The 17,210-nt window shown below is 58.9% G+C and carries 13 protein-coding genes and 1 tRNA gene; 9 read left to right on the plus strand and 5 right to left on the minus strand.

The window, feature by feature from the left end; all coding sequences use genetic code 11:
• Positions 1 to 65: 65 nt before the first annotated feature.
• Positions 66 to 932, plus strand: a complete 867-nt coding sequence (yghU, locus tag GRI91_RS13735) for a glutathione-dependent disulfide-bond oxidoreductase (RefSeq protein WP_160737263.1) — start codon at positions 66 to 68, stop codon at positions 930 to 932.
• Positions 933 to 982: 50 nt separating this feature from the next.
• Positions 983 to 1,057, plus strand: a tRNA-Gln gene (locus GRI91_RS13740).
• Positions 1,058 to 1,137: 80 nt separating this feature from the next.
• Here the strand turns inward: GRI91_RS13740 and GRI91_RS13745 are convergent.
• Positions 1,138 to 1,818, minus strand: coding sequence for a TetR/AcrR family transcriptional regulator (locus GRI91_RS13745; RefSeq protein WP_160737264.1), 681 nt, complete (start codon positions 1,816 to 1,818; stop codon positions 1,138 to 1,140).
• A 201-nt stretch (positions 1,819 to 2,019) separates the two neighbouring features.
• Here GRI91_RS13745 and GRI91_RS13750 point away from each other — a divergent pair, with 201 nt between their 5' ends.
• The 4 genes from GRI91_RS13750 to GRI91_RS13765 all read left to right on the plus strand — a co-directional run bounded on the left by GRI91_RS13750 (position 2,020) and on the right by GRI91_RS13765 (position 7,269).
• Positions 2,020 to 3,576 carry an FAD-binding oxidoreductase gene (locus GRI91_RS13750; protein ID WP_237437902.1) on the plus strand — a complete coding sequence of 519 codons (1,557 nt, stop codon included), beginning with the start codon at positions 2,020 to 2,022 and terminating at the stop codon, positions 3,574 to 3,576.
• Complete coding sequence (locus GRI91_RS13755; RefSeq protein ID WP_160737265.1) at positions 3,573 to 3,986, plus strand: c-type cytochrome; 414 nt, start codon at positions 3,573 to 3,575, stop codon at positions 3,984 to 3,986. The genes GRI91_RS13750 and GRI91_RS13755 overlap by 4 nt, the downstream gene beginning before the upstream one ends.
• The gene (locus GRI91_RS13760; protein ID WP_160737266.1) at positions 3,983 to 4,477 is read left to right on the plus strand and encodes a hypothetical protein; all 495 of its coding nucleotides are present in this window, start codon (positions 3,983 to 3,985) and stop codon (positions 4,475 to 4,477) included. Before GRI91_RS13755 ends, GRI91_RS13760 begins: the two co-directional genes overlap by 4 nt.
• 104 nt (positions 4,478 to 4,581) lie before the next feature.
• Entirely contained in the window at positions 4,582 to 7,269 is a 2,688-nt protein-coding gene (locus tag GRI91_RS13765) for a helix-turn-helix transcriptional regulator (protein ID WP_160737267.1), read from the plus strand.
• A 144-nt stretch (positions 7,270 to 7,413) separates the two neighbouring features.
• Here GRI91_RS13765 and GRI91_RS13770 read toward each other — a convergent pair whose 3' ends face one another.
• The gene (locus GRI91_RS13770) at positions 7,414 to 9,747 is read right to left on the minus strand and encodes a TonB-dependent receptor (protein WP_160737268.1); all 2,334 of its coding nucleotides are present in this window, start codon (positions 9,745 to 9,747) and stop codon (positions 7,414 to 7,416) included.
• 254 nt (positions 9,748 to 10,001) lie between these two features.
• Here GRI91_RS13770 and GRI91_RS13775 point away from each other — a divergent pair, with 254 nt between their 5' ends.
• The 3 genes from GRI91_RS13775 (at position 10,002) to GRI91_RS13785 (ending at position 13,645) form a co-directional block, all read left to right on the plus strand.
• A complete protein-coding gene (locus GRI91_RS13775; RefSeq protein ID WP_160737269.1) occupies positions 10,002 to 10,544 on the plus strand; it encodes a nuclear transport factor 2 family protein in 543 nt (180 codons plus the stop codon).
• Positions 10,541 to 11,923 (plus strand): spinster family MFS transporter, encoded by a 1,383-nt coding sequence (locus GRI91_RS13780; protein WP_160737270.1) that lies wholly within the window; start codon positions 10,541 to 10,543, stop codon positions 11,921 to 11,923. Before GRI91_RS13775 ends, GRI91_RS13780 begins: the two co-directional genes overlap by 4 nt.
• Positions 11,924 to 12,337: 414 nt before the next feature.
• Positions 12,338 to 13,645 (plus strand): MFS transporter, encoded by a 1,308-nt coding sequence (locus GRI91_RS13785; protein ID WP_160737271.1) that lies wholly within the window; start codon positions 12,338 to 12,340, stop codon positions 13,643 to 13,645.
• 102 nt (positions 13,646 to 13,747) lie between these two features.
• Here GRI91_RS13785 and GRI91_RS13790 read toward each other — a convergent pair whose 3' ends face one another.
• The 3 genes from GRI91_RS13790 to GRI91_RS13800 are packed head-to-tail and all read right to left on the minus strand — an operon-like array spanning position 13,748 to position 17,186.
• Complete coding sequence (locus GRI91_RS13790) at positions 13,748 to 15,883, minus strand: acetate--CoA ligase family protein (protein WP_160737272.1); 2,136 nt, start codon at positions 15,881 to 15,883, stop codon at positions 13,748 to 13,750.
• Positions 15,876 to 16,718, minus strand: coding sequence for a p-hydroxycinnamoyl CoA hydratase/lyase (locus GRI91_RS13795; protein ID WP_160737273.1), 843 nt, complete (start codon positions 16,716 to 16,718; stop codon positions 15,876 to 15,878). The genes GRI91_RS13790 and GRI91_RS13795 overlap by 8 nt, the downstream gene beginning before the upstream one ends.
• 21 nt (positions 16,719 to 16,739) lie before the next feature.
• Complete coding sequence (locus GRI91_RS13800; protein ID WP_160737274.1) at positions 16,740 to 17,186, minus strand: MarR family winged helix-turn-helix transcriptional regulator; 447 nt, start codon at positions 17,184 to 17,186, stop codon at positions 16,740 to 16,742.
• Between the last annotated feature and the right edge of the window lie 24 nt (positions 17,187 to 17,210).

The following is a 17,210-nucleotide window of genomic DNA, read 5'->3' on the forward strand; positions in this document are numbered from 1 at the left end:
CCTTGCAGCAGCAGGACTCTAACGCCATCTCCTGTGCAACCAACAGCAAAAAGAGAGTATGATTGATGGCTGACGACACCTACACACCGCCCAAAGTCTGGGAATTCGATCCTGAAAATGGCGGTCAGTTCGCCGGCATCAATCGCCCGACCGCCGGCCCGCGTGAAGACAAGGAACTGCCGCTCGGCGAACATCCTTTCCAGCTCTATTCACTCGGCACGCCCAATGGCGTGAAGACCACCATCATGTTCGAAGAATTGCTGGAGGCTGGTTATGCGGCGGAATATGACGCCTGGATGATCAAAATCTTCAATGGCGATCAATTCGGATCGGGCTTTGTCGATCTCAATCCCAACTCCAAGATCCCGGCGCTGCTCGACCGGTCCGGCCCCACCCCGTTCCGCGTCTTTGAAAGCGGTGCGATCCTGATGCATCTGGCCGAGAAATTCGATTATCTACTGCCGAAAGAAAATCCCGCCCGGGCGGAAACGATCAGCTGGCTGATGTGGCAAATGGGATCGGCCCCGGCGATTGGCGGCGGCTTCGGTCATTTCTATAATTATGCCCCGGAACGCTACAAATATCCTATCGATCGCTATTCGATGGAAACAAAGCGGTTGTTCGATGTGGCTGATCGCCAGCTGGCCCAGACACGCTTTCTGGCCGGTGACGACTACACGATCGCGGATATCGCGTCCTATACCTGGCTCGGTAATCTCTATCGCGGTGAAGCCTATGGCAATGCCGCCGAATTTCTGAGCCTGCACGAATATGAAAATGTCGGCCGCTGGGTTGGTGAAATCGACGCCCGCCCTGCCGCACGCCGCGGCAAGCTCGTAAATTCGCAAAAGGGACTGGATGAACGCCATTCCGCCAGCGATTTCGAGAAATTGCCCAAGGAATTGCTGGAAGGCGTTACGAAAGGGTTCTAACCCCCTTTTCATCTTGGTCTGAGCCGTTATATGGGCGCGCACAGACCTGCTGGGGTGTAGCCAAGTGGTAAGGCACCGGTTTTTGGTATCGGCATGCGCAGGTTCGAATCCTGCCACCCCAGCCAGCAGTCTCAGGGCGCCCTTACATGCGCCGAACTCCGTTCTGCTTTATGCAACGGATTCAAGGATGTCTCCAGCGGCTATCCTATCCATTGACCTCGCAAGGCGGCGCGATCAGGGCCTCTGACAGGAAATGCACGGTCGGCGCGATTCCGGCCTGCACATTCATGTAATCCTCCTCGCCATCGGCCAGCCCCACACGCTGAACCAATGCGGAAAGGCGCGGGCTGAAGGCCTGAATATGCAAGGTCGTGCCCAGCACACCATTCAGGCGCCAATGGAATTCCGCATCCGTCAGATGATCACACAGACCGTGCAGCCGGTGCACGAATTCGCGGCTCATCTCGCTCATGATCTCATTGGCGATAACCCGTACTGCCGGCGCGGGATCGGAACTGACCCGAATGTAGAATTGCTGCAGCAGGCTACGCTCCGAATCGCTGCCGCCGAAGATCTCTAGGAAAGGTTCGAAATGGGCCTTCAGCAGATTGGCGATACGTTCCTTGCGGCTTGTGTCTGAAGCTTCCAGATCGTCCAGTGCAGCATAGCGGGCAAGGCGGGCATTCACCATTGGCTCAAGCTGCAAGGTGCAGATTTCCCGAATCAGCCCATCCTTGTTGCCCCAGTGATAATGCAGCGTCCCCAGCGTGGTCCCCGCCGCCTTGGCGACATCCCGGATTGTCATCCCGTCATAGCCATGTTCGGCGAAGAGCCGGGTCGCGGCATCGAGAAATGCCGCCTTCGACTTGGGCGTTTTGCGGGTCATAGTGCCTTGTTTTGCGGCGTTTTTAGTCACGATTTCCGGTGCTCCAAGCGGTCGAAGTTGACATAATTCGTACGTACGTACTAATTTAGAGAAAATAGACAAGGGATGGTCGTCTTGTGTCGTCAGCCGGTGTGTCAGGCCTCATTCGAGCCTCTCCGTCAGCATTGATGTGCAAGGCACCGTAAATGGGAGGATACTGCCTTGGAACTGATTTTGCCCGAGGGGCATACTGAGCGCTCATTTCAGGCTGCGCTGAATGCTTTTTCCGGGGTTGTCGGCCCGGAATGGGTCTTGGCCACGGATAACGACCGGGACACCTACATGGATGCCTATGCTCTGGGCGACGGGCGCAACCGAGCACCTGGCGCGGCCGTTGCACCGGCTTCGCAAGAAGAGGTGCAGGCAATCGTACGGCTGGCCAATGAACATCGCATCCCGCTCTGGCCAGTCGGTCGAGGGAAGAATCTCGGCTATGGCGGGACCTCGACCGTAATGCCCGGCACGGTGGTGCTGGATATGGGCCGGATGAACCGCATCCTGCATGTGGATGAAAAACATGCTTATTGCGTAGTCGAACCCGGCGTGGGCTTCTTCGATCTCTATAATTACCTGAAGGACAACAACATACCTTTGTGGATGGCGGTTCCAGGCAATTCCTGGGGCAGCATGATCGGCAACGCGCTGGAACGCGGCATCGGATACACCGCCTATGGCGACAATGTCGAACAGCTGTGCGGTATGGAAGTGGTCATGCCCGATGGCGATCTGCTGCGCACCGGGCTGGGGGCCATGGATGGCAGCAAAGGCACCTATCACTACAAATATGGCTATGGTCCCTCTTGGGATCAGATGTTCGTCCAGTCGAATTTCGGCATCGTTACGAAAGCCGGGATCTGGCTGCAACCCGAACCGCAAATGTCCGCCAAAGTCGGCATTTCCTTGCCGGCCTTCACCGATATCGGCTGGGCCATCGACAAGCTGGGCGACCTGCGCCGCCGTGATGTGATCCGGCACAATTTCGTTTTCGGCAATTACATGCATGAAGCCGCCGTCTATTCACAGCGAAGCGACTGGTATGATGGTGAAGGCGCCCTGCCCGATGCGATCAGCCAGAAGATCATCGACAAATACGGGATGGGCTGGTGGAGCTTCCGCCTGAACGTCGCGGGAGGTCCCGGCATGGTCGAGGCCCATATGAAAGAAATCTCCGACGCGCTGGAACCTCAGCTGGATTACAAGCTGGACTGGACGACCTGGAAACCCGGCGACCCTATCGAGAAATCGGCCCGCGGAATCCCCAGCGTCACCGCCCTGCAGATCGTTAACTGGTATGGCGGGCGCGGCGGCCATATCGGCTTTTCACCGGTGATGCCGCAGGACGGGGAACAGGCCCTGGCACAGGCGACGCGCATGAAGGGCCGTTTCGAGGAATACGGGCTGGATTACTACACCTCCTTCACCATGGGCCGCCGCCACATCAACAATGTAAATCTGATCCTCTATAACCGCGACAATGCAGACATGGTTTCGCGAGCGCGGGGCCTGTTCAATACATTGATCGAGGATTCCGCGGCCAACGGATATGGTGAATATCGGACGCATATCGATTTCATGGAGCCCGTGGCGAAGAGCTACGACTTCAACAACAACGCGCAATTACGCTTCAACGAAAAGATCAAGCAGGCGCTGGACCCCAATGGCGTGATCGCCCCCGGCAAATATGGGATCGGCACTTTCCGTGAGGGAGACGCCGCATGAAGAGCTTCTCCATATCGGCTGCAATGCTCGCCTGCTCTTTCCTTGCCGCTTGCGGAACTCCAGCTGAAAAGGCGGAAAGCCCCGCATTGGCCGAGGCCAAACCCGCGAGCCAGGAAGAAGCGCTGTTCCTCAGGAAATGCGGCATTTGTCATAGCAAGGGCGGCACCGGCACGATGATGCTTGAGCGGCGGCTGGGCGCGGAGAATGCCCTGCTGGCCGAGCGTACGGATCTGACCCCGGAATATATCGCCGCAGTTGTCCGCCATGGGCTCAATTCCATGCCGCCAATCACAAGAGTGGAACTGACCGATGCGCAATTGAGAGATGTCAGTTTCTATCTCACCGGTCAGCGGCTCACCGATGAGGTGGCGGAGAAACCCGGCGATACGGCAAAGGACAAGCAACCATGATTGCCCGGCGCGATTTCCTCAAGGCGGGTGCTGCGCTGAGCGTGTCTGCGGTAACTGCCAGCGCAATACATTTCTCGCACGCGGCGGGATCTACAAACGCTTTCGCCTTTTTTGATCGCAATATGCCTGACGGCCAGCGCTTTGCACTGCTGGCCGAACAGATCGGCATGGATAGACGCGATACAGGGCGGGACATGGCCGCTCTCCTCTATGGAGAAATGCGGGACTGGACCGAAAGGGAGGGCACGTTGTTTCTTGGCGTGACCCGCTATGCGGATTTCACCGTGGCATCGGGAATAGCCCGGGAGAATGGTCGGTCAATGCTCGCGGCCGTGCAGCGGCGGGAAGGCCCTGAAGACCTGCAATGGCTTCGTGGTGAACCGGGAGCGCTGGCAAGGGCGGCCCTGAAAAATGGCCTGCAAACAGCCCATCTCGAAACGCCGGAACACCTGCTTGGCGCGCCGGGCAGTATCCTGTGGGCGATGGCCTGAGCCGCAAACACCGGCCAGCTGGCCATGGGGAATGCGGGCTCATCTTTAAGGGAAGTACTGTCTGGAAAAGGCAGGCTTCGGGAGAGTGACTGAGAGGAAGGGACATGCGCAATCCGCTACCGAACCCACAGATCGCCGATGGTCTTGGGCTGCCGACGACAATTGCCCGCACACGGCTAAAGCCCTGTCGGGAAGCTGCGGAGCGTGCGCGGATTACGCTGCTTCGCGCACCCGCTGGATATGGCAAGACGTCGCTTCTGCAAGATTGGCAAGATGCCTTCTTGCGAAGCGGGGCCAAGGTATTGTTCTTTTCCCTTTCCCGGTGGGACACGGATTTTCGGCGGTTCTGGCAGACGCTTCTGCTGGCCACGCGGCGGGCAGGATGGCCGGTGGAATTCCCCGGCGATGTCGAAAACAGCCAGCTCGCTCCGCATTTTTTTGAGGAACTGACCAGACTGATTGCCGGGCCCTTCGTGATGATCCTCGACGATGCTCATTTCGCCTCGGATGAAGCACTGGCAGATCTCGTGGACATGGCACCGCGGCAGGTCCGGCTAATTATAGCTAGCCGGACAAAATTGCCCCTTCCCCTGGCCAGGCTGAGAACGCTGGAACAATTGGTTGAACTCGGCTGCAACGAATTGCGCTTCGATGCCCTCGAGAGCGAGGAACTGAAGGCAGCGGCGGGCCGTGATGAAATGACCGAGCGCGAACTGTCCCGGCTGGTCGAGAAATCGGAAGGCTGGCCGGTCGCCCTCAAGACCGCACTGGCCCAAACATCCTTGCAACCCACTCGAGCTCACCGGCTGAGCGGATGCCATGCAGATCTGGCCGCCTATTTCGAAGAAGAAATCCTCGCCGGGATCAGCCCGCGTGAACGGACTTTCCTGACCGCTATCTCGATACTGCCGCGCCTGTCCGACGATCTGTGCCGCTATGTGAGCAAGGACGAGCTGGCCGAGCAACTGCTGTACAAGCTTCATGATGACGGGCTGCTGATATCCGCCATAGATACCGATCACCGCTGGCTCCGCCTGCACGGTCTGCTGGCCGAATATCTCCAGCACCGGATACCTTCAGAGAGGCTCGACTGCAGGGCGCTCCATATGCGGGCCTGTGACTGGTTCTATGGGCAGGGCATGACTCAGGAAGCCTTCGATCACGCCCATGCGGCAGGCAACATGCAAAGAGCAGGGGAAATACTGCTGGCAGAATATCGCGGCCTGTTCGCCTGCTGGCGCTATGGCCAGTTTCTGAAAATGGCCTTGCGTCTGCCGCAGGAGGTCATCGAACAATTTCCGGAAATCGGTGTGGCGATGGCCTGGCCTCTGGCCGTGCGCGGGCAATGGGCGCATGCCGGGGCTCTGATCGATGCCGCCCGCAACAGCCTGATCTCGATCGCAGCGGAAGAAGGCAAACAGAGCGAAAGCTATCGCAGGCTCTCCTTCGCAATTGCGCATAGTGAAATGGTGCGCGCGAAATATTGCGGACAGAACCATCTGGCTGAACGCCAGTGCAGAGAGCTTGTCGAACACTATCCTGATGGCGACCCTTTCACTCTGGGCGTTGTCTTTACCTCGCTGATGCTGGTGCAATGCGCTGGTTTCCGCCTCAAAGGCGTGGAGTATCTCAATAGCCAGGCAATGGAACAATACCGCCTTGCCGGAGTAAGCGGGCCGAACGCTTTCCACGTGAAGACATATGCCCGCTATCTCGCAACGGTGGGCCGCAGCGACGAGGCCGTCGACATTCTGGCGCAGGCTTTGGAGGATGGAGCCGAGAAGGGAAATGGCAGGCATTTCGACGCCTTGATCGCCATCCCTCTCTGCGCGATTCATTATTTGCGCGGAGAGCTGACAGAGGCCGAGAACCTGTTGCGCCGTTACCGCGAGGAAGCGGAGCAAAGCAACCTGATCGACATGAGCATCGATTACTGGGTCACGCGGGCGCGTCTCGTCTGGCAAAGAGGCGACACGCCCCATGCGCATTACATATTGCGCAAGGGATGGTTTCGCGCGGAAGCACAGGGTTCCGAACAGTTCAAGGCCAGCATCGGACTGGAACGAATACGGTTGCTTCTGGCATCGGCCCAGCCGGATAATGCCATGCGCGTCGGCAAGGAACTGGACCTGCCGACCGATATCAAGACATTGCTGCCAGAAAGCGACGGCACGCAATTGAACAGTATTCGCGCAATGTGCTGGGTCCGCCTTGCCACTACACAGAACCGGGTGCCCGATGCCATCAGAGTAGCGTCGGCCTGGCTCTCCTATACTCTGCGAGGTCTGGCCACTGTCGACAGCGTCGGCTGGCAATTGCTGCTGAGCCATCTGTATTGGCTGAACGGAGATGTCCGCGCCGCGCAAAGATGCGTTCGCAGCGCACTTGCCGATGCGTCTCAGGCTGGCTTGTTGCGGATGGTGCTGGATGAAGGGCCCGTGATCGGCAGACTGGTCGCCGAAGAATGCCTGAGAAACAGCGGCGAGGACGGGGCGGAAAGCGCTTTCCGCACGGCCTTGCTCGAAGGAATACGGCAGGAAATGGGGGACGCCATCCTCTCGTGCGAAGACAGCAGTGTCGAGGAAAGACCAATCTGCGAGGCCCTGACCGGCAAGGAGTTGGAAATCCTCTCCATGATCGGATCCGGTAATCGCAATGTCGATGTCGCTAGCAAGGTTGGTATCTCGGAAGGGTCCGTGAAATGGTATCTTCAGCGGATCTATGACAAGATGGGCGTCCGCAAGCGCTCCATCGCTGTTGAACGTGCGAGGCAGCTCGGCTGGTTGCGCTGAATCCATTGCAGATCCATCCTTCAAACTGACCCAGAGCCCGGTTCTGGCCGCGCAGTGCGGAGAAGATGCGGCCATGAACTTGGTATCCAGGGAAATGGCGGAATGCCGTGCCGCATTCCGCCACTTACTTCATGCCTGCCGCGCTCAGAAATCCTTGCTGAGCGTTACCGACCATTCCCGCGGACGGGAGGGCTGACCGGTGAAGTTATAGCCGCCTGCCTGAATGAAGCGGTTTACGTAGTAGAACTTATTGAACAGATTGGTGACACCAAGCGCCAAGCTCCAGTCCTCACCCGGACTGTCATAGGTCAGCCGGGCATTCGCGACGGTGTAACCTGGTTCGGCAGCCAGCGGATTGTTCGTATATTCATTGAAGACGCGTGACTGGTAATACAGGTCGAAACGCGGGGTCAGTGAACCGAAGCCATCGATTTCCGCCGTATATTGCGCGCCCAGATTGAACTTCCATTCCGGAGTGCCGGGCGCCTTGCTGTCCAGCGTAGGGCCGCCGCTGACACCTGCCGCCGCGCCCAGATCGGTGATTTCGAAATCGGTGTAGCTCCCCGAAGCCTCGATCACGAAGGCTGGAGCAGGATTCAACGTCAATTCCGCTTCCAACCCCTTGATGGTCGCTTCGCCGACATTGGAAATGACGATGCTGGGGTTGCCCAGATTATCCATGCCGTTCGCGCTAAGCTGCATATTGGTGTAATCGCTGTAATATGCAGCAAGGTTGAGCCGCACCATGCGGTCGAAGAATTCGCTCTTCAGGCCGATTTCATAGGCGTCCAGCGTTTCCGGGCCGAACGGCACGGCTGATGCCGGCGTGAAGGGCCGCGGATTGATCCCGCCGCCTTTGAAGCCGGTGGAATATTGCGCATAGGTCATCAGGTCGTCGGTCCACTGATAATCGATGCCCAGCTTGTAATCGAAACGATCGAAGGTCGCTTCGGGCGCGGTGAAGGCGCCGCCCGCGAAGAAAGGCGTGCCCGAGGGCTGGTTCGTCCGGTCGAAGCGATAGGTCTTGGCTTCATCGGAATAGCGGACGCCTGCGGTCACACTCAGCCTGTCGGTCGGATGGACAATCGCATGCACGAAGGCAGACTTGTTTTCGCCATCCACCTGGTCGTTCTGATCGAAGACGATGCCGTTCGGGCCCGATGCCGGAAGCGACACGCCACCGCGGATATGCGCCTTGGAGTCGAAATAGAATGCACCGGTCGTCCACTCAAGAAGACCGTCCAGAGCCTCACCTTGCAAGCGCAGTTCCTGCGTGACCTGGCGGAAGGACACATTGTTATCGGTCAGTGCGATAGGCAGCGGTGAGTTATCGGCATTCTGCGTGAAGCGACCGGAGAAGCGCTGATATGCCGTGATCGAACGCAGCGTGACGGAATCGCTGAGATGGACCTTCACATCGCCGGAGAAGCTCTCCGAATTCATGGTGTTGGTCGCGGGAACCTGCCGGCCATTGCTGAGATCCCGGTAGCTCGCATAGGTAACGTAAGGATCAGTCACGAAGCGCGAATCGAACGGAATCCCATAAGTCGGAACCAGCTTGTTCGCGTTGTAATTGTTCAGCGCGGTGGTGGGCGAGATATGGATCAGCGAATCCGCAGCCCCTTCAGAACTGTCGCGCATGATCTCTGCTGTCAGATTCACTTCAACCGCAGTGTCCGGCGTCCAGCGCAAAGCCGCACGGCCCGCGCGTACGCTTTCGCCGCCCAGTGTGCCGACCGTGCAATCTCCTGACGTTACCGTGGGCTGCAGATTGCCGGCCTGATCGGGATTGGCACAGGCGAAATCCACCCGGTCCACATATCCGTCGCGCTGTTTTGACGCCCCAGAGACACGCAAAGCAAGCGTGTCGTCTATGAGTGGCAGATTGACCATGCCGCGCAGGTCGAGACGCTCATAGCTCCCATAGGTGCCTTTCACGGAGGCTTCGAGTTCATTGGACGGCTTCTGCGAGATTAGGCGCACGGCGCCGCCAATGGAATTCTTGCCGAACAAGGTGCCTTGCGGACCGCGCAGAATTTCCACCCGCTCCAGATCGAGCAGATCGAAAACCGAGCCGAACAGCGAAGCATGATAGACGTCGTCCACATAAAAGCCGACGGCGGGCTCCAGTGCGAAGTTGAAATCGCTCTGGCCGATGCCGCGGATATAGGCCTGTGTCGATTTGCCATAACCGGCGCTGGCGACGCGCAAGGTCACACTCGGCACTGAACGCCCGACATCCGCGACATTGTCGAGGCTCCGGCTTTCCAGCGCCTCGCTGGTTAGTGCGGTGATGGCGAGCGGCGTTTCCTGAAGATTTGTATCCCGGAATTCCGCGGAAACGATGATGATGTTGTCGTCCAGCGCGGCCACGTCTTCTGCGTCAGCGGTATCTTGCGCCTGGGCAACACTCGCAGCGGTAAGCGCCAGCACAGATGCTCCCAATACATGCGCAATAGTACTCCTACGAATGGCCATTTCTGCTCTCCTCCACAATTCAGCAAACATTTCCTGTTGCTTTGAAGAGCTGGCGAATAGGCACTCGCTGCAGACCAGCCACCTATCTTTTCGAACAAAGAACAGGGACCGCATCGGCCATTCAGCCGAAAACACTTATCGAAAAGATAGGTGAACGCCGCCCCGCCCTGCCCCTAGGCCCAAGTGAATTGAGAAATCCCTGCGCAATAACAGCGATGGCGCAGCCGGATCACGCAGAGCAGGTAGGGAGAGATATGGGCGTTCAACATAGCGAACTGAACTGGTCGGTCGCTGGCACGGAGCCGGTGGCGCTTGAAGACCGGATGGCCGTGCTGGACAGCGTGGCTCGCTATTCCTGGGCAATAGATACCGGAAGCCTGGAGGAATATCTCGATTGCTTCACGCCCGACGGCGTGTTGCGGCATCCTCTGCGCGATGGATCGGTCGGTGAATTTCGCGGGCAGAACGAAATCCGCTCCTTTCTGGAAGACGGTTTCGCCAATCGCCCCTTCCAGACCTATGCCCACCAACACCAGTTCTCCTCCATGCTGATGAAAAGGGAGGACGATCTGATCAGGCTAAAGGCCTATTGCATCGTGTTCCGGCATGAATTCCACCGGCAATACTGGCCCTCCGGCCCCGCGCGGCGCATGGGCACCTGGCACGGCCTGTTCCAACAATCGGGCGATGTGTGGAAATTGAAGGAAGTCGATGTCCGCATGTGGCTGGATTCTGCTTTCGGCATTGGCGAAGCACTGCTCGATCGCGGGCCAGGACAACCGGGGACTCGGGAATGAACGACCAGAACATATCAGCCGGGGCGAGTGCCAATTCTGGTGACGAAGTCCCTCCCGCCGCGCGGAAATATCCGACATGGCTTGTCATTCTGCTGATATTGGTCGCCACCTCCAGTTTTATCGACCGGGTTATCGTCGCCACGCTGGGGCCTTCGATCAAGGAGGATCTGGGCATCACCGATGGTCAGTTCGGCATGCTCACCGGGCTGGGTTTCGCCTTCCTCTATGCCACTTTCGGAATGCCGCTTGCCCGTCTTGCCGATCGCGGTAACCGCGTATCGCTGATGGCAATTGCCACCGCCGTCTGGTCGGTGATGACAGCGCTGAGCGGCATGGCTGTCAATTTCTTTCAGCTGCTGCTGCTGCGCGTGGGTGTCGGCATCGGTGAAGCCGCTGCCAGCCCCTGCACCATCTCGCTGATCGGTGATACTTTCCCGCGTGAAAAACGCGCGTCCGCCCTCGCAATCGTCGCGCTCGGTTCATCCCTTGGCTCACTTATCGGTGGTTTCGGTGGCGGCTGGCTGGGCGAACATGTGGGGTGGCGGGAAGCCTTCGTGATCGTCGGCCTGCCGGGCCTCTTGCTGGCAGTCCTGATCCATTTCACCTTGAAGGAACCCGAGCGGGGCCAGTTCGAAGCGAATACCAGATTCGGTCCCGAAACGCCTCCTTTCACGGCAGTGATGAAGGAAATCTTCTCCCGCAAGGCCTTCCTGTTCATGAGCCTTGGCTGCGGGATGACCAGCTTCGTCAATTTCGGCGTGCTGATGTTTCTGCCGATCTATCTGGGCCGCGCCTTCGAAATGAGCATGACGCAGGCAGGCTTGCTGTTCGGCATCGTGACCAGCGTTTCCAATGCCATCGGCACTCTGGTGGGCGGCTATGGTTCCGACTGGGCGGCCAAGCGCGACATTCGCTGGTATGCTTGGCTGCCTGCTCTATGCGTGCTGATCACCGCGCCGCTCTATATTATCGGCCTGTTGCAGTCCGAATGGATCGTCGCCATGCCGATCATCACCTGCGCGGCGATCTTCGTATTCACCTTCTACGCCCCGACTTTCGCAGCAACGCAGAACATGATGCAACCGCGCATGCGGGCAACGGCATCGGCTGTGCTCATCTTCTTCCAGAACGTCGTCGGCATGGGTCTGGGGCCGTTGTTTGTTGGACTGATGAGCGATCACTTTGCCGCTCGGGCCTTTCGCGGTGAGGGCGATTATCTGGCGCAATGCGTAGATCAGCTGGGAACGCTGAACCAAAGCTGCAACCTGGCCGCCACATCGGGTATCCAGACAGCAATGGTCTGCTGCGTGCTGTTCCTCGGGCTCGCCTCTTTGAGCTATTTCTTAGCCGGGCGAACGATCAGGAAGGACTTCATCTGATTCAGCGCGCCCAGCACAAATCCTAGCCCTGATCACGCGCTACTCGATCAAAGCTGAGACGAACTCCACAAAGGCACAGCTCGGATACTTCGTGTCTTCCTGCCAGCCGATCCTTCCTTCAAGCCCCCAATCGCCTATTCCTACTGCGCATGATTTTTCGTCCCACATTCAGGGTCAGGCTCGAATCACGCGCAAAGGAAAAATCGGGACACCGTATTCGCAGCCTGCTTCATCTGTTGAAGCCAGCCTGCTCCGGCAATAGCAACGCGACCGATGACGGAAATTAAATTCCATTGACAATGACATCATTTTAGTTTGCTCTAACAACTATTATCGGCATAGTTTTGTCGTTATAGAAAGAGTCGCGCACCACCAAACCAGGCTGAAAACAGCCGGAGTGCGCCGGGAGAGTGTATGTTTAGATTCGATGCTGCATTCCGTGCGGAATTGCGGGAGAATTGGCCGATTCTGCTAATCGCCTTTGTGTGTTTCCTGTTCGGCTTTGCCGCACCGGCCTATGCCCTGCCATTCATTTTCCCTGAAGCAATCAAGGAATTTGGTTGGAATCGGGAAGAGGTGACACTGCTTGCCTCCTCAAAATATGCCGTTGGGGCCATTGCGGCGATCATCGTGGGCCGTCTGGTGGACTGGACCGGGGCCTGGCTGTCATTGATCGTGACGGTTTCGATGGGCGGGCTGGCGCTGATCAGCTTCCTGTGGATTGACGATCTGACGCATTACTACCTTTCCGGCGTATTGCTCGGCTTTGCGTCAGGTGGGACCATGGTTGCGCTGAAGGTACTGATTTCCAGAAGCTTCCACGCATCCCAGGGAACCGCCATGGGCATGGCCCTTCTGGGCACGGTGGTCGGCTCCATCATTTTGCCTTTCATCGTCACGGCGACGATCTCTGCCTTTGGCTGGCGCATGGGCATTGCTGCTGTTTCAGGGGGCATCTGGGTGGTGGCACTTCCCATGCTGCTCTACGGGTTCTTTTCCCAGAAAATGGCCTTTGGCCGCCGCATCACGCCAGAGGCACGGGCTGCGGCCAAGCGCAGTGGGGACAATCTTCCCTTCATCAAAATCATCAGCGAACCACGCTTCTGGCTGATTGGCATTGCGGTATTTCTGGTGGGGGGTGTGGACATGGCTTTCACCCAGCATCAGGTGCTGATCTATAACGATTTTGGCATGGCGCCGGAATGGGTGGCCGTTGCCGTCAGCGCATTGGGCGTGGTGGGCATCGCCACCCGGCTTATCGTGGGCAATGTTCTGGACCGCTCATCCAACAAAGGTTTGGCGGCCTGTTGGGTATTACTAAGTATATCGGTTTTACTGGCCTTTGGCTTGGCCAGCCCGCTGATCCTGATGGCCTTCATCGTCACCCGTGCCCTCGGCCATTCCGCCGTCATGCTGGATACGGGCGTGATGACGAAGCATGTCTATGGCCCCAGCCAGCTTGGCACCATGCTGGGTATGTATACCGCCATGGTCAGCACAGGCTTTGCTATTGGCCCGTGGCTGATGGGCAGGCTCTACGATATGTCAGGTAATTACGGCGCAGCATTCATCCTGTTTGCAATCCTGCCGCTGATTGCCTCCGCGCTGATCTGGAGAGTCCGCCCCGTCTTCTGGGAGAACATGAAACTGGCCAATCAGGCAGAGAAAAAGAAGGAACTGATCCCTCTGAGCGCCACGACGATGCCCCATAGAGGCAGCTGATCCGGCCGATCCGGGAGGCGCGCGGAGCGGTCAACGAAAAAAGGCGGGGTGCTCGTAAGCACCCCGCCCTTGGTTCAGGCCAGTCCCATGGATCACGCCCACTCAGGGCTGGAAACGTGCCAGTGCGTCCAGCGCCATGCTGCCCCGCCCCTCTTCAAAGACCCGCAGCGGGTTGATCTCTACCTCCCTCAGCCTGGGCTCTGCGCGCAAGGCCGCCCCCACGCGCGCGGCGACGTCCACCAGAGCGGCGAGATCGCAGGCCGGGCGCCCGCGCCCGCCGGTCAGCACCGGGGCGGACCGCAACTGGCGCAGCTCCGCCTCAATATCGGTTTCAGCCAGATCAGCCGGGAATAGCCGGAAATCGCGCATGGCTTCAGCCCAGATGCCCCCCATACCGACCATCACCACCGCCCCCCATTCCGGGTCACGCCGACCGGCCACGATCATATCCACCCCAGCCAGGGCCATCTCTTCCACCAGAATACCATCCAATTCGGCGCCGTTCAGTGCTCCGGCTACAGAGGCACTCATCCGTGCCCATGCGGCACGCAAATTGTCCTCATCCGCCAGCATCAGTTCCACACCGCCCGCTTCTGTCTTGTGCATCAGCTCCTTAGCCTGTGCCTTCAACGCGACGGGATATCCGATCGACGCCGCCAGCGAGACGGCTTCGTCGACCGTGCGCGCCAGGGCCGCTTGCGGCACCGACACGCCCATATCCTGCAACAGCGCCTTTGCGCGATGCTCCGGCAGATTGCCGCAGGGCATCCCGTCCACGTTCAGCGCAAGCCGCGTTGCAGCGCTGCGCTCGGCACGTTCCAGACTGCAACCGTAGCGGGTGACGGCTGCCATCGTCCGCAAAGACCGTTCGGGTGAGCGGGTGAAGTGCACATTGCCCTCACGCAGCTTATCAAAGAAGGGCTGTGGCAATTCCGAGCCATCGCCCATCAGAGAAAGCGACACCGGTTTCTGCGCGTTGGAAAGCGCTGGCTGTAACCCGTCAAAATACCGCAGGGACTGCATCCCGCCTCCAGGCGTAATTGCCACCACAACGCTGCCAATTGCAGGATCATCGAGCAAAGCCTGCAACCCTTTGCCCAACAGCTCTGGCTCCTGCATGGGCTGTGTCGTCAGATCCAGCGGATTGCCCGCATGGGCAAAGGCCGGAAGCGCTTCATCTAGCACAGCCTTGGTGGAAGGCGACAGCGGTGGAACGTCCAGTCCCAGCGTATCGCAATAATCCAGCGAAGAGCCACAAAAGGCACCCGATGTGGTCATGATGCCCAGCCCGTTATGCGGGGCCTTGCCGCTGCGGGCCAGGATTTCTGCCACATCGACGAATTCTTCCAGCGTTTCCACCATCACCGCACCAGCCCGGCTGACCAGTTCACGCATGGCGGCGTAGTCACCCGCCATGGCTCCGCTGTGGGACTGTGCCGCTTCCTGCGCCCGTGCGCTGCGCCCCGGATGCATCAGCACGACGGATTTGCCGCGCTGGTTGCAGGCCCGCACAGCCTCCAGAAAATCCAGCGGACGGCGCACTTGCTCGGCATAGACCATCACCGACTGGGTGTGCGCATCCTGCGCGAAATCGCCCAGAAAATCCTCAATCCCCAGCGTGGCTTCATTGCCGGTGGCAACAGAGTAGGACAGCGGCAGGCCGCGCGCCGTCAGCGCCAGACAGCAATGGGCCATCATGCCGCCGCTTTGCGACAGCACCGCCACGGCAGAACGATCCCCAGGATGGTCGGATTCGATACCGCCTTTGCCGAAGCTGACGGCCAGAGGCTGAATATAGTTGCGATACCCCAGGCAATTGGGGCCAACCAGCCCCATGCCCGCCTGCTCCGCGATAGCACGCAAACGCTCCTGCGCGGCGCGGCCATCTTCCCCCTGCTCCGCAAAGCCGGAGGCAAAGACCGTGGCCGCGCCCATGCCATGGCTGGCACAGGCCTTCAGCGTTTCTTCAATCACCGGGCCGGGTACTGCCAGAATGGCCAGATCAATCCCCCGCGGCAAATCCGCCACACCGGGCACGCTGGCCAGCCCTTCCAGTTTCACCCCGCTGCGGCTGACGAGGTGTATCTCCCCGTCGAAGCCGCTGCGCAGCAGATTGGCCACTGCATTGCGCCCGGCGCTGCCTTCCTTGGAAGACACGCCGATAATCGCGACAGACCGGGGGCGCAGCACCCGGTCCATCATGGGGCGCGCAACCGCACCCGCCGCAGCATCAGTCACGCTTATATCCCCCAAATCCCGGCTTGTAGGATTTTTCATCCAGAAACTGCGACATGCCCTTGCGGCGGCCCTTTTCCGGGTCGGAGGCGGCCGTGGCGGCAGCCATACTGCCCAGCACCGCCTCTGCCGTGCCCCAGTCCATGGATTCCACATATTTGAAGGCGGATTTTGCGTTGCGCAAAACCGTGGGATTCTTGGTCAGCAGGTTGCGTGCCACCTGCTCCACATGGCCGCGCAGTTCGGCGCGCGGAACGGAGCGATTGACCAGTCGCATGCGCGACGCTTCCTGTCCGTCAAACGGTTCCCCCGTCATAATGTAATATAGTGCGTCGCGGTCCGTCATTACCTGCGCCACGGCGCGGGTCACATTGCCCGCCGGGATAATCCCCCAGTTGATTTCCGAGAGACCGAATTGCGCCTCATCGGCGGCAAAGGCCAGATCACACGCCACCAGCGGAGTGAAGGCCCCACCAAAGCACCAGCCATTGACCATGGCGATGGTCGGCTTTGCGTAGTGCATCAGCTTGCGCCACATCCAGTCCGTGGCCATGCGGCGCACCCGCGCCTGCACCACGGGTGATTCCCCCTCCACTTCGCGGAAATATTCCTTCAGATCCATACCTGCGGAGAAGGACTCGCCTGCCCCGGTCAGCACCACCACGCCGATATCATCGCGCAGCTCGATCTCATCCAGCAGGGCAATCATTTCGCGGTTCAGCGTCGGGCTCATGGCGTTGCGCTTTTCCGGGCGGTTTAGCGTGACCCATCCGATCCCATCATCCACATCAAGTTTGACGGTAGTGTATTCCTGCTGCTCCACTGTGTTTTCAGACATTCTCTTTCCCTTTTCCTGTTGTCAGTTGATCGCCTGAGACAGGAAAGCGCGGATCGCCGCCTCTTCCTGCTCACCAAAGTCCGTTAGAAGTTCCTGCTCCAACGCATCCGCTCTCTGGTTGATGGCAGATAGGTTGGTGCGCCCGGTCGGCGTTATTTCAATCAGGTTGATGCGGCGATTGGCCGGGTTCTGCCGCCTAAGCAGGATCTTCTTCGCTACAAGCTGGTTGATCTGCTGAGTCACGGCCTGCGGCGTGATGCTCGCGCGACGCGCTATCTCTGCGCTGGAACACGGCACAATGCGATCAACCAGCGACAGCATGGTGAATTCCGCCGGCGTCATGTCATATGTGCGGGTAATCTCTTCCAACCGGGCATGGGCCAGCGAATGAAACCGCCGGACCAGATAAAGGATACGCGGGCGGCGCTTCCCGGTTGAAATTCCATTCGCACTGTCGGTTTCATCCATGTCCAATTCCTTGATCAGCGTGAT

Source organism: Altericroceibacterium endophyticum (genome assembly GCF_009827595.1).
Classification (GTDB): Bacteria; Pseudomonadota; Alphaproteobacteria; order Sphingomonadales; family Sphingomonadaceae; genus Altericroceibacterium; species Altericroceibacterium endophyticum.